The organism is Rhizobium album, from assembly GCF_003122325.1.
Taxonomy (GTDB): Bacteria; Pseudomonadota; Alphaproteobacteria; order Rhizobiales; family Rhizobiaceae; genus Metarhizobium; species Metarhizobium album.
Genome location: NZ_QFBC01000005.1, coordinates 106,248 through 118,410, shown reverse-complemented (window position 1 = coordinate 118,410; position 12,163 = coordinate 106,248). Strand labels below are relative to the sequence as shown.

At 63.3% G+C, this 12,163-nt stretch carries 10 protein-coding genes; 7 read left to right on the top strand and 3 right to left on the bottom strand.

Translation table 11 applies throughout. The features are described from left to right. Together DEM27_RS13480 and DEM27_RS13475 are read right to left on the bottom strand one after the other, a co-directional pair. Positions 1 to 1,518: an oligosaccharide flippase family protein gene (locus DEM27_RS13480; RefSeq protein WP_109458961.1), complete on the bottom strand. Its 1,518-nt coding sequence runs from the start codon at positions 1,516 to 1,518 to the stop codon at positions 1 to 3. Between the two features lie 200 nt (positions 1,519 to 1,718). Beyond that, entirely contained in the window at positions 1,719 to 2,891 is a 1,173-nt protein-coding gene (locus DEM27_RS13475) for a glycosyltransferase family 4 protein (protein ID WP_420028823.1), read from the bottom strand. A 367-nt stretch (positions 2,892 to 3,258) separates the two neighbouring features. Between DEM27_RS13475 and DEM27_RS13470 the strand changes: the two genes are divergently transcribed. From DEM27_RS13470 to purU, 5 genes are all read left to right on the top strand, one after another. Further along, a complete protein-coding gene (locus tag DEM27_RS13470; protein WP_109458763.1) occupies positions 3,259 to 4,167 on the top strand; it encodes a class II glutamine amidotransferase in 909 nt (302 codons plus the stop codon). A gap of 56 nt (positions 4,168 to 4,223) precedes the next feature. Then, a complete protein-coding gene (locus DEM27_RS13465) occupies positions 4,224 to 4,910 on the top strand; it encodes a GltB/FmdC/FwdC-like GXGXG domain-containing protein (RefSeq protein WP_109458960.1) in 687 nt (228 codons plus the stop codon). Positions 4,911 to 4,919: 9 nt separating this feature from the next. Then, the gene (locus DEM27_RS13460; protein WP_109458762.1) at positions 4,920 to 6,248 is read left to right on the top strand and encodes an FMN-binding glutamate synthase family protein; all 1,329 of its coding nucleotides are present in this window, start codon (positions 4,920 to 4,922) and stop codon (positions 6,246 to 6,248) included. Positions 6,249 to 6,411: 163 nt separating this feature from the next. After that, positions 6,412 to 7,719, top strand: a complete 1,308-nt coding sequence (gene glnT / locus DEM27_RS13455) for a type III glutamate--ammonia ligase (RefSeq protein ID WP_109458761.1) — start codon at positions 6,412 to 6,414, stop codon at positions 7,717 to 7,719. A gap of 112 nt (positions 7,720 to 7,831) precedes the next feature. Next, complete coding sequence (gene purU / locus DEM27_RS13450) at positions 7,832 to 8,716, top strand: formyltetrahydrofolate deformylase (protein ID WP_109458760.1); 885 nt, start codon at positions 7,832 to 7,834, stop codon at positions 8,714 to 8,716. Positions 8,717 to 9,008: 292 nt separating this feature from the next. On the opposite strand, the gene DEM27_RS13445 is transcribed toward purU, so the two are convergent. After that, positions 9,009 to 9,545 carry an MgtC/SapB family protein gene (locus tag DEM27_RS13445; RefSeq protein WP_109458759.1) on the bottom strand — a complete coding sequence of 179 codons (537 nt, stop codon included), beginning with the start codon at positions 9,543 to 9,545 and terminating at the stop codon, positions 9,009 to 9,011. 366 nt (positions 9,546 to 9,911) lie between these two features. On the opposite strand from DEM27_RS13445, the gene DEM27_RS13440 reads away from it, so the two are divergent. Then, the gene (locus DEM27_RS13440; protein WP_109458758.1) at positions 9,912 to 11,144 is read left to right on the top strand and encodes a 3-methyl-2-oxobutanoate dehydrogenase (2-methylpropanoyl-transferring) subunit alpha; all 1,233 of its coding nucleotides are present in this window, start codon (positions 9,912 to 9,914) and stop codon (positions 11,142 to 11,144) included. Between the two features lie 3 nt (positions 11,145 to 11,147). Further along, positions 11,148 to 12,161 (top strand): alpha-ketoacid dehydrogenase subunit beta, encoded by a 1,014-nt coding sequence (locus DEM27_RS13435; protein WP_109458757.1) that lies wholly within the window; start codon positions 11,148 to 11,150, stop codon positions 12,159 to 12,161. Positions 12,162 to 12,163 lie beyond the last annotated feature (2 nt).

The window sequence follows — 12,163 nt, the reverse complement described above, 5'->3', positions numbered from 1 at the left end:
TCAGACGGGTTTGCCGCTGGCGATCAGGTTGAGCATGTGCCGGCCGGGGCCTTTCAGCCGGCCGGGCAGTTTTTGCAGCAGCCGTTCCATCAGCGCGATGTCGTCGGGCGGCACGACACGCAGCAGGCGCAACGCCAGGGCATAGACTGCCACCCCGGCGAGGATCGCGAGACCGACGCCGGCGAGGCCGTCGACGGCATCGGCGACGAAGAAGGCGGCGACGGCGCAGCCGATCGAAGCGACGAGAATCCGCACCAGAGAAGCGAACATCGGTGCCAGCGATCCGTCGAAATCCATGCGGCGCACCAGGAGAACGCTCATGATCAGCAGCGCGGCGACACGCGTCAGCGCCGCCCCTTCTCCGCCGAAATGGGGAACGAGGGCGAGGCAGCCGAGCACCATGGCGATGGCGCCGGCAATGCCGATCTTCAGCCGGTCGCGTTCGCGGTCGATGGCGAAGAGGTATTTGGTGGCGATCTGCACGAAAACCGACACCGGGGCGCTCAGCGCCAGGATGGCGACGATGTTGCCGGCCGGCAGGAAGGCTTCGCCATAGACCTCGGAGACCATTTCCCACGAGATGGCGGCAAGCCCGAGGCTCATCGGCAGCGTGAAATAGGCAAGGCTGCGGATCAGGTCCTCGAACAGCCGGACGGGCAGCTTGCCGTTCGGCTGCGCCTGCAGCTGTTCGGTATAATAGGGGACCAGGGTGCCGGTCAGTTGCACCGGCAGCTGCAGCGCCAGATTGGCGAGCGACAGGCCGATGGCGTAAAAACCGACGAGCTGGACACCGTGGAATTGCTGCAGGAACAGAAGCTCGATGCGGTTGAGGAAGATCGAATCGATGACGATCTGCAACGAGATGACGGCGGAGCTGCCGGCGAGCGTCCCGGCATGGGTGCCGCAGGCATTCGGCCGCACGGCAAACAGCCGGATGGCGTAGACGAAGAAAACACCCTGGCCGACGACATAACCGACGAGCGCGCCGGCAACGCCGTAATACAAGGCACCGAACAGCACGACGCTCAACTGCAGCGCCGCCGATAGGAGCGTCAGCTTGAAGAAGGTCGAGACCTGCTGCTCGCCGATCATGAAGCTGATCGACATCATGCCGAGTGATTGGACGAGGAACAGCAATCCGGTGATGATCAGCACGTCCGGTGCCGTCGAGGCCCAGTGCAGCCGTTCGGTTTCATAATAGCTGGCGGCGTAGAGGCAGAGGATGAAAAACACGACGGTGACGACGACGCGGGCGAGATGGGCGCCAAAACCGCGGCGGGCCATGGCGTCGTATCCGCGCGCCTTCAGCTGCGGCAGCATGCGCGGCAGGATGACGTCGGTGCCGAGCCCGGCGATCATGGTTGCCGTCGTCGACAGCCAGAAGGAAAAGGTGATGATGCCGTTCGCCTCGGGGCCGAGCAGCCGGGCAGCGATGATCGAGCAGGCAAAACCCGTGACGAGCATGGTCAAGCCGGCCGCCGCGTTCAGCAGCGAATTCGCCATGATGCCCTTGCTCATCTTGCGCACCACCTCCGTTGCAACGCCTGTCGCCGGCCTCGTCCTTCTGCGGGGCAACCGGATGGGTTTTTTATGCGAAAGAGCTTAAGGTTCTGCATGTCGATTGTATCGGATTGTCCGCAATTCGGTGTTTGTGACAAGGCGCTGTGCCCATTCCGCACAGCGCCGATGCTGACGCCGAGCCGGCGACTGACCCGCTTTCAGGGACGGGGTTTGGCGGGGACCGTCTCGTAGACATCGACATACCGGTCCGCGACGCTGTGCCAGGAGTAGGTGGCGGCTTCCGCGACGATGCGCTTTCCGGAGGCGCCGGTGCCGTCGAGGGCATGACGATAGGCATCCTCGAAGGCGTGGGCGGCACCGTCCGCTTCGCTGAAATCCACGAGCCGGATGCAGTCGTGGCGACCGGCAAGATTGCGATAGGCGTCGTTGGGGTGCAGCAGCGGCACGAGGCCGGCGCTCATCGCCTCGATGGCGACGACCCCAAAGCCCTCATATTCGGATGCCGAGGCGAAGAAGGACGCCTTGCCTATGCGTTCGGCGATCGTGGCATCCGCCACGCCGGCGTGGATCGAAACATGTTGCGACAGGCCGGCTTGCACGATCTGCCTCTCAAGGTCTGTCGCCGACAGGTCGGACGGGGCACCGATAATGTCGAGATGCCATTCCGGGTTGCTTTGGACGAGCGGCCGCATCATGGCGATGAGGCGGTCGAGGCGCTTGTTCACCGAGAAGCGGCCGATCGTGACGATATGGCGGGCGGGTGCCGGGGAGGCGCGGCCGGCGAATTTTTCGGTGTTGGCGCCGTTTTCGATCGTCACGGTCCGCTCTGCGGCGATCTGCGAAAACAGGGCGGCATCGGACTGGCTGCAGCAGACCAGCCGCCGGTAGCCGAGCGCCGAGGCGCGGGTGACGGTGCGGAACCAGATCTTCTTGAGCGCCGCATATTTTTGCGTGTGGAAGAAGCCGCCATGCGTCGTCGCCACCATCGGCCGGCGGTGCAGCAGACGGCCCCAGGACAGCGCGTCGAAGAAGAAATCGATGGCGTGGACATGGATCAGGTCGGCATCGGCGAGATGCCGGAAAACCTGGGGAGCGATGGGATAACGGGTGGAGCCGGACCACGGAATGCGGACCACCTCGATGCCGTCGACGATCTCATGCGCCGGCAGGAGAGGGCCGGGCTCGGCGAATACCGAATTGCAGGTGACGACACGGACGCGAAAACCGCGCTTGAGCAATTGCCGGCAGAGATTGCCGATTACATCCTCCAGCCCGCCGCGGCTCGGCGCAAACTGCCGGGTGACGTGGACGATCAGCGGCGCGGTGCCGTTCGTCCGGCGGAGCGCCTGTGGGGTGGCGGTGGAGATCATGTTCATCGGGCACCTGGGGACACTGGGCTTTGGCAGCGTCGTCAGACGCATGGGCGGATAACGGCTTGCGGAGGCAAGGCCGGGCCGCTCTAAATGGTCGATAGACCCCTTAACATCGGGTGTATTTCCGGCTTTCCCGGTTGGAGCTTCGGGACGTGGTTAGCAAAGGTCGAAGAGAACGGGTCCGATGGACCGTCAAGATCATCGGCGCCATGCCGGTCTCCGGTTTCGAGCCGCCATAGGGAATGCGGGCCTTGAAGTGTATACGGAAGGCGTGTTTCTTTTTATGAAATATAATTTCTTGTAAGTTGATTTTTTCACCCGCTGCTGTTAGGCCTCTGTCGAGGCTGGTTTCTGGAGATCGTCTATGTGTGGGATTGTTGGTTTGTTTCTGAAAGATCGGGCCCTTGAGCCGCATCTGGGGGCGCTGCTCTCCGACATGCTGGTGACCATGACCGATCGCGGCCCCGATAGCGCCGGCATCGCCATCTACGGCGCGCCCGATCCGGTGCGCGCCAAGCTGACGGTGCAATCGCCCCATCCCGGCCGCGATTTCGAAAACCTCGAGCACGATCTCGGCGCGGCCATCGGCGACAAGGTCGAGGTGGTGGTCAAGGACAGCCATGCCGTCATCGGCGTCGATCCCGAATGGCTGGGTGTCGCCCGCGCCGTGCTGGCCTCGATCCGGCCGGACGTGCGGGTGATGTCGAGTGGCGAGACCATCGAGATCTACAAGGAAACCGGCTTGCCGAAGGATGTCGTCGGTCGTTTCGATATCCGTGCGATGGGCGGCACGCACGGCATCGGCCACACGCGCATGGCGACGGAGTCGGCGGTGACGACGCTCGGTGCTCATCCGTTTTCCACCGGCGCCGACCAGTGCCTGGTGCACAACGGCTCGCTTTCCAACCACAACAATCTGCGCCGCGAACTGGTTCGCGAAGGCATGACCTTCGAGACGGAGAACGACTCGGAAGTCGCCGCCGCCTACCTGACGGCGGAAATGGCACGGGGCAAGAACCTCGGGCAGGCGCTGGATGGCGCCGTCAAGGATCTCGACGGCTTCTTCACCTTCGTCGTCGGCACCAGATCCGGTTTCGGCGTGCTGCGCGACGCCATCGCCTGCAAACCCGCCGTGATGGCCGAGACGGACCAATATGTCGCGTTCGGCTCGGAATACCGCGCCCTGGTCAACCTGCCGGGCATCGAGACCGCCCGCATTTGGGAGCCGGAGCCGGCGACGGTCTATTTCTGGGAACATGAAAAGGCGGCGTGATCCGCCCCGGTTTTTCGCCCGTTATTTCGATTGAAGACGACGACAAGGACAGTTCCATGCCGGTCATAGACCTCGCGGTCACGCCATTGCGCGAACTCAACCAGGCCCTCCACGATCTCACCTCGGGCAGCAACGATACCCATTTCGAAGTCATCAATCCGCGTGGGCACCACGCCGTTGCCGTCGGCGTCGACCAGCCGGTCACCGTCGATGTGAAGGGCAGCGTCGGTTATTATTGCGCCGGCATGAACGAGCAGGCGACGATCACCATCCATGGGTCGGCTGGCCCGGGCGTGGCCGAAAACATGATGTCCGGCACGGTGGTGGTGAAGGGCGATGCCAGCCAGTATGCCGGCGCCACCGGCCGCGGCGGCCTGCTGGTGATCGAGGGCAATGCCTCGTCGCGCTGCGGCATCTCGATGAAGGGCATCGACATCGTCGTGCACGGCAATATCGGCCACATGTCTGCCTTCATGGCCCAGGCCGGCAATCTCGTCGTGCTCGGCGATGCCGGCGAGGCGCTGGGCGATTCCCTCTACGAGGCGCGTATTTTCGTGCGCGGCGCGGTGAAAAGCTTAGGCGCCGATTGCATCGAGAAGGAGATGCGGCCGGCACATCTCGAAATCCTCGCCGGCCTGCTGGACAAGGCGGGTGTCGCCGATGTGCGGCCGGAGGAGTTCAAGCGCTACGGCTCGGCCCGCAAGCTCTACAATTTCCACATCGACAATGCCGATGCTTATTGAGGCAAGACCATGAGCTATCAGAACCCGCCGACCACACCGCGCAAATCGGCCACCTTCGACGATTTTACGACCTCCGAAATCCGCCGGGCCGCGGCGACCGGCATCTACGACATCCGCGGCGGCGGCGCCAAACGCAAGGTGCCGCATTTCGACGACCTGTTGTTCCTCGGTGCCTCGATCTCGCGCTATCCGCTCGAAGGCTATCGCGAGAAATGCGAGACGAGTGTCGTGCTCGGCGCGCGGTTTGCCAGGAAGCCGATCGAGTTGAAGATCCCGATCACCATCGCCGGCATGAGTTTCGGCTCGCTCTCCGGGCAGGCCAAGGAAGCGCTGGGGCGCGGCGCGACGCTGGCCGGCACCTCGACGACGACGGGCGACGGCGGCATGACCGAGGAGGAGCGCGGCCATTCGCAGACGCTGGTCTACCAGTACCTGCCGTCGCGCTACGGCATGAACCCGCGCGACCTGCGCCGCGCCGACGCTATCGAGATCGTCATCGGCCAGGGCGCCAAGCCCGGCGGCGGCGGCATGCTGCTCGGCCAGAAGATTTCCGACCGCGTCGCCGATATGCGCACGTTGCCGAAGGGCATCGACCAGCGCTCCGCCTGCCGGCATCCCGACTGGACCGGCCCGGACGACCTGGAAATCAAGATCCTGGAACTGCGCGAAATCACCAACTGGGAAAAGCCGATCTATGTGAAGGTCGGCGGTGCGCGTCCCTATTACGATACCGCGCTGGCGGTGAAGGCCGGTGCCGATGTCGTGGTGCTCGACGGCATGCAGGGTGGTACGGCGGCGACGCAGGAAGTCTTCATCGAGAATGTCGGCATGCCGACGCTCGCCTGCATCCGCCCGGCCGTGCAGGCGCTGCAGGATCTCGGCATGCACCGCAAGGTGCAACTCGTCATCTCCGGTGGCATCCGCTCCGGTGCGGATGTGGCCAAGGCGCTGGCGCTCGGTGCCGATGCCGTGTCCATCGGTACGGCGGCGCTGATCGCCATCGGCGACAACGATCCGCGCTGGGAGGCGGACTACAACGCGCTCGGCACCACCGCCGGTGCTTATGACGACTGGCACGAGGGCAAGGACCCGGCCGGCATCACCACGCAGGACCCGGAATTGTCGCAGCGTCTCGATCCGGTTGCGGCCGGACGGCGGCTCGCCAACTATCTGAAGGTCATGACGCTGGAGACGCAGACCATCGCGCGGGCCTGCGGCAAGAACCATGTCCACAATCTCGAGCCGGAAGATCTCTGCGCGCTGACGATCGAAGCCTCGGCCATGGCCCAGGTGCCGCTGGCCGGCACCAGCTGGATACCCGGAAAAGGCGGGTTCTGATCGGTTCCAGCCAAGCTTCCCGTAAGGAGGAGACGGAAGGCGATGCGCGGACCCGAATGACAGGTAAGCGTTTCCTTCCCCGGTCTCGGGGAGGGATCAGGATGAGGAGAACACTCCCATCCGCATCGACCATAAGTGTCTCGAAAATCCAAAAGGGGAACATATGACACTGGATCTTGCAGGCTATGCCAAACAGCATGGCATCAAATATTTCATGATCAGCTATACCGATCTTTTCGGCGGCCAGCGCGCCAAGCTGGTGCCGGCCCAGGCGATATCCGGCATGCAGGCGGAAGGCGCCGGCTTTGCCGGCTTTGCCACCTGGCTCGACATGACGCCGGCCCATCCCGACCTCTTCGCCCTGCCGGATGCCTCTTCGGTGATCCAGCTTCCGTGGAAGAAGGATGTCGCCTGGGTGGCGGCCGATTGCATGATGGACGGCAAGCTGGTGGCACAGGCGCCGCGCAACGTGCTGAAAGCGCTGGTTACCGAAGCGACGGCCATGGGCAAGCGGGTGAAGACCGGCGTCGAGGCGGAATTCTTCCTGGTGACGGCGGACGGCTCGGCGATCTCGGACAGTTTCGATACGGCGGAAAAACCCTGCTACGACCAGCAGGCGGTGATGCGGCGCTATGACGTCATCGCCGAGATCTGCGATTACATGCTGGAACTCGGCTGGGGGCCGTACCAGAACGACCACGAGGATGCCAACGGCCAGTTCGAGATGAACTGGGAATTCGACGACGCGCTGATAACTGCCGACAGGCATTCCTTCTTCAAGTTCATGGTCAAGTCCGTTGCCGAAAAACACGGGCTGAAGGCGACCTTCATGCCAAAACCGTTCAAGGGGCTGACGGGCAATGGCTGCCATTGCCACATCTCGGTCTGGGATGCGGGCGGCAAGGTCAACGTCTTCGCCGACAAGACGGCCGACTTCGGCCTGTCCGCCGAGGGCCGGCACTTCCTCGGCGGCATCATGGCGCATGCCTCGGCGCTGGCGGCGATCACCAACCCGACGGTCAACTCCTACAAGCGCATCAACGCGCCGCGCACCACCTCTGGCGCCACCTGGTCGCCGAACACGGTCACCTGGACGGGCAACAACCGTACCCACATGGTGCGCGTGCCCGGCCCCGGCCGCTTCGAGCTGCGCCTGCCGGATGGCGCGGTCAACCCCTACCTGCTGCAGGCGGTGATCATCGCCGCCGGGCTGAACGGGCTGAAGAGCAAGGCCGATCCCGGCCCCCATTACGACATCGACATGTATGCCGAAGGGCATCTGGTGAAGAATGTGCCGCGCCTGCCGCTCAATCTTCTTGATGCGCTGCGCGAATACGACGCCGATCAGCGCCTGAAAGACGCAATGGGGACGGAATTTTCCGCAGCCTTCCTTAAGCTCAAGCATAACGAATGGAACGCCTACGCTTCGCATTTCACTGAATGGGAGCGCCAGACGACGCTGGATATCTAGCGCCGCCGGGCAAGGCGATGATTTCGGTCAGGAGGCGGGCGCCGGAGGCTTTCCGGCGCTTTTGATTTGATTTAAGCAAGCCGCCGAAGGCCTGCTTTGAAAGGGAAGATCGATGACGAATTATGTTCTGACGGTGAGCTGCAAATCGACACGGGGTATCGTCGCCGCCATCACCGGTTATCTTGCCGAAGAAGGCTGCTACATCACCGACAGTTCGCAGTTCGACGACATGGAGACCGGGCTCTTCTTCATGCGCCTGACCTTCATCAGCCAGGAAGGCGCCTCGCTGGAGAAGCTGCGGGCCGGTTTCGAAGCCGTGAAGACCCGCTTCGGCATGGATGCCGAAATCCGCAACAGCGAGCATCGCATGAAGGTGCTGCTGATGGTGTCGCGCTTCGGCCACTGCCTCAACGACCTGCTCTATCGCTGGAAGATCGGCGCGCTGCCGATCGATATCGTCGGCGTCATCTCCAACCACTTCGATTACCAGAAGGTGGTCGTCAACCACGACATTCCCTTCCACCATATCCCGGTGACCAAGGCCAACAAGCCGCAGGCCGAAGCGCGGATCATGGACGTGGTCGAGCAGACCGGCACCGAGCTGATCGTGCTCGCCCGCTACATGCAGATCCTGTCCGACCAGATGTGCCAGAAAATGTCCGGCCAGATCATCAACATCCACCACTCCTTCCTGCCGAGCTTCAAGGGCGCCAACCCCTACAAGCAGGCCTATGAGCGTGGCGTGAAGCTGATCGGCGCCACGGCGCATTACGTTACCGCCGACCTCGACGAAGGCCCGATCATCGAGCAGGATATCGCCCGTATCACCCATGCCCAAAGTGCGGAAGATTATGTCTCGATCGGCCGCGACGTCGAAAGCCAGGTGCTGGCGCGCGCCGTGCATGCGCATATCCATCACCGCACCTTCATCAACGGCAACCGTACCGTCGTGTTCCCGGCGAGCCCGGGCTCCTACGCTTCCGAGCGCATGGGTTGAAAAAAATATCGACTGCTTGAATTTTTTTCGGGAACCATTCGCCTCCGGAAACGTTTGGGATGTGGCTGAACAACGGGTGGCGATATACGAGGTATCGCCACTTTGTCTTTTTGTCGCGAGATGGAACAGACGGAGGCGCAAACGCCGGTAACCGTGAGGAAATCGGCAGACCAGGCGGAATTTTCCGGGGCAGTTTCTGCTGGCGGGCCACCGATGACGGAATCGTCGGTCTGAATTCGCGCTTCTTCCATCTTTCCCCGTGCCGGCTTTCGCCGGCGCGGGGATTTTCATTTTAGCTGCCGGCTTTTTCATTCCCGGCGGTCGTCAGGCGTTGCTTTTCCTCCACCTCCGAGGCGACCTGTCCCAGGGCGGCCTGCATGCGGGCAAGGATGAACAGCACGACAAGGGCAGCGCCCGTGGCAAAGGCGGCGATGAACCAGTGGCCGAAACCCAGCGCCAGGCCGATGCCGCCGGACAGCCACATGCCGGCGCCGGTGGTCAGCCCCTTCACCTCGCCGCGCGCGAAGACGATCATGCCGGCGGCGAGAAAGGCGACGCCGGCGGTGACGGCCTCGATGACGCGCAGCGGATCGATGCGCACCTGGTCGTCGGCAAAACCCGGCATGTGGACGCTCTCGATTGAGATGATCGCAAACATCGCCGCCGCCAGGCTGATGAGGATATGGGTCCGCAGGCCGGCGGGCCGATCTTTCGCTTCGCGCTCCAGGCCGATGACGCCGCCGAACAGGATCGCTGCCACCAGCCGTGCGAAGATGACGGGATAGGGTGTCTGGGTCTGGTGATACATGTCGGCAACGATCTGCTCCATTTCGCCAAAAACTCCTCTGAAATCCGATTCTGTAAAATCACCCGGCGCTGGCCAGCCGGTCGGCGTCCGAAAGAAACGCAGGAACCGTCTTTCCGGTTCGAAACGATCGTAAAAACATCGTGAATCGCACTTTTGCTGCGAATATCGGCGGCGGGCCGCAAGGGTCTCGCCAAAAGGGCGGTTTTCGGCTCAATTCGAACAGTGCTTCAGAAAAACCGCATTGCCTCGGCCCGCCGTTGCGAACAGTTTTTGCCGGAGCAACCGCCCGTTTGAGGAGACCGGCGAGAGGAGAACGCCAGCATGTGCCGCCGCAATCGAACCGGCCGGCAGGCGCAGGCGTTGTTCCTGCCGAGGAGGAGGAAACCGATGCCTGACGCGCCACGTCTTTCCCTGCATGTGCCGGAGCCGGAATGGCGGCCGGGAGACCAGCCGGATTTTTCGCATGTGAAGATCCCGCGCGCCGGCACCATCCGTCGTCCCGAGATCAACGAAAAGCCAGAGGACATGCGCGATCTCGCCTTCTCGATCATTCGCGTCCTCAACCGGCAGGGCGAGGCCGTCGGTCCCTGGGCGGGAACGCTCACCGACGACGAACTGCGCGACGGCCTGCGGCACATGATGACGCTCAGGGCCTATGATGCGCGCATGCTGATGGCACAGCGCCAGGGCAAGACCTCGTTCTACATGCAGCATCTGGGCGAGGAGGCGATCAGCTGTGCCTTCCGCATGGCGCTGGAACCCGGCGACATGAACTTTCCCACCTATCGCCAGGCGGGGCTGCTGATTGCCGGCGGCTATCCGATGGTCACCATGATGTGCCAGGTCTATTCCAACGACAAGGACCCGATGCACGGCCGCCAGCTGCCGGTATTCTATTCCTCGAAGGAACACGGTTTCTTCTCGATTTCCGGCAACTTGGCGACGCAGTACATCCAGGCCGTCGGCTGGGCCATGGCCTCGGCGATCAGCCACGACCGCAAGATCGCCGCCGCCTGGATCGGCGACGGCTCGACGGCGGAAAGCGATTTCCATGCGGCCCTGGTGTTCGCCTCGACCTACAAGGCGCCCGTCGTCCTCAACATCGTCAACAACCAGTGGGCGATTTCGACCTTCCAGGGCATCGCCCGCGGCGGCTCCGGCACCTTCGCGGCGCGTGGCCACGGTTTCGGCATTCCGGCGCTGCGGGTGGACGGCAACGACTATCTTGCCGTGCATGCCGTCGCCAAATGGGCGGTGGAGCGGGCGCGCCGCAATCTCGGACCGACCATCGTCGAATACGTCACCTATCGCGCCGGCGGTCATTCCACCTCCGATGATCCTGCCGCCTACCGGCCGAAAACCGAAAGCGATGCCTGGCCGCTCGGCGATCCGATCCTGCGGCTGAAACTGCACCTCATCGCCCGCGGCCTCTGGTCCGAGGAACGGCACAAGCAGGCGGAAGCCGAGGTGCTGGACGGCGTTCTGGCGGCGCAGCGCGAGGCCGAGGCGATCGGCACGCTGCATACCGGCCGCCGACCGTCGCCGCGTGACATGTTCGAAGACGTGTATGCGCAGATGCCGGCACATCTTTTGAAGCAGCGCCACGAAGCGGGGTATTGAGCCATGGCGAAGATGACCATGATCGAGGCGATCCAGAACGCCCTCGACATCGCCATGGGCGACGACGACAAGGTCGTCGTCTTCGGCGAGGATGTCGGTTATTTCGGCGGCGTCTTCCGCTGCACCGCCGGCCTGCAGAAGAAATACGGTACGTCGCGCTGCTTCGACACGCCGATCAGCGAACTCGGCATCGTCGGAACCGCCATCGGCATGGCGGCCTATGGCCTGAAACCGTGCGTCGAAATCCAGTTCGCCGATTACATGTATCCCGCCTACGACCAGATCGTCTCGGAGGCTGCGCGGCTGCGCTACCGATCTGCCGGGGAATTCACCTGCCCGCTGGTGGTGCGCATGCCGACCGGCGGCGGGATTTTCGGGGCGCAGACGCACAGCCAGAGCCCGGAGGCGCTGTTCACCCACGTCGCCGGCCTGAAGACCGTCGTGCCTTCGACACCGGCGGATGCCAAGGGCCTGCTGCTCGCGGCGATTGCCGATCCCGATCCGGTGATCTTCCTGGAGCCGAAGCGGCTCTACAACGGTCCCTTCGACGGCTATCATGAAAAGCCGGTGGTTTCCTGGAAGAAGCACGATCTCGGCGAGGTTCCGGACGGGCATCACCTGGTGCCGCTCGGAAGCGCCGCTATTCGCCGCGAAGGGCAGGCGGTGACGGTGCTGGCCTATGGCACCATGGTGCATGTGGCGCTTGCGGCTGCGGAGGCCACCGGCATCGATGCCGAGGTGATCGATCTGCGCACGCTGCTGCCGCTCGATACACCGACGATCGTCGCTTCGGTGCAGAAGACCGGACGCTGCGTCATCGTTCACGAGGCGACGCTGACCTCCGGTTTCGGCGCCGAGCTGGCGGCCGTGGTGCAGCGCGATTGCTTTTATAATCTCGAAGCGCCGATCCTTCGGGTGACCGGCTGGGATACGCCTTATCCGCATGCGCAGGAATGGGACTATTTCCCCGGCCCGGATCGTGTCGGCCGGGCGCTGCAGCAAATCATGGAGGCCTGAAC

Excerpts from the sequence above, each read along its gene's own strand:
- DEM27_RS13480 (WP_109458961.1), bottom strand. The coding sequence starts at position 1,518 with ATGAGCAAGGGCATCATGGCGAATTCGCTGCTGAACGCGGCGGCCGGC.
- DEM27_RS13475 (WP_420028823.1), bottom strand. The coding sequence starts at position 2,891 with ATGATCTCCACCGCCACCCCACAGGCGCTCCGCCGGACGAACGGCACC.
- DEM27_RS13470 (WP_109458763.1), top strand. The coding sequence starts at position 3,259 with ATGTGTGGGATTGTTGGTTTGTTTCTGAAAGATCGGGCCCTTGAGCCG.
- DEM27_RS13465 (WP_109458960.1), top strand. The coding sequence starts at position 4,224 with ATGCCGGTCATAGACCTCGCGGTCACGCCATTGCGCGAACTCAACCAG.
- DEM27_RS13460 (WP_109458762.1), top strand. The coding sequence starts at position 4,920 with ATGAGCTATCAGAACCCGCCGACCACACCGCGCAAATCGGCCACCTTC.
- glnT (WP_109458761.1), top strand. The coding sequence starts at position 6,412 with ATGACACTGGATCTTGCAGGCTATGCCAAACAGCATGGCATCAAATAT.
- purU (WP_109458760.1), top strand. The coding sequence starts at position 7,832 with ATGACGAATTATGTTCTGACGGTGAGCTGCAAATCGACACGGGGTATC.
- DEM27_RS13445 (WP_109458759.1), bottom strand. The coding sequence starts at position 9,545 with ATGGAGCAGATCGTTGCCGACATGTATCACCAGACCCAGACACCCTAT.
- DEM27_RS13440 (WP_109458758.1), top strand. The coding sequence starts at position 9,912 with ATGCCTGACGCGCCACGTCTTTCCCTGCATGTGCCGGAGCCGGAATGG.
- DEM27_RS13435 (WP_109458757.1), top strand. The coding sequence starts at position 11,148 with ATGGCGAAGATGACCATGATCGAGGCGATCCAGAACGCCCTCGACATC.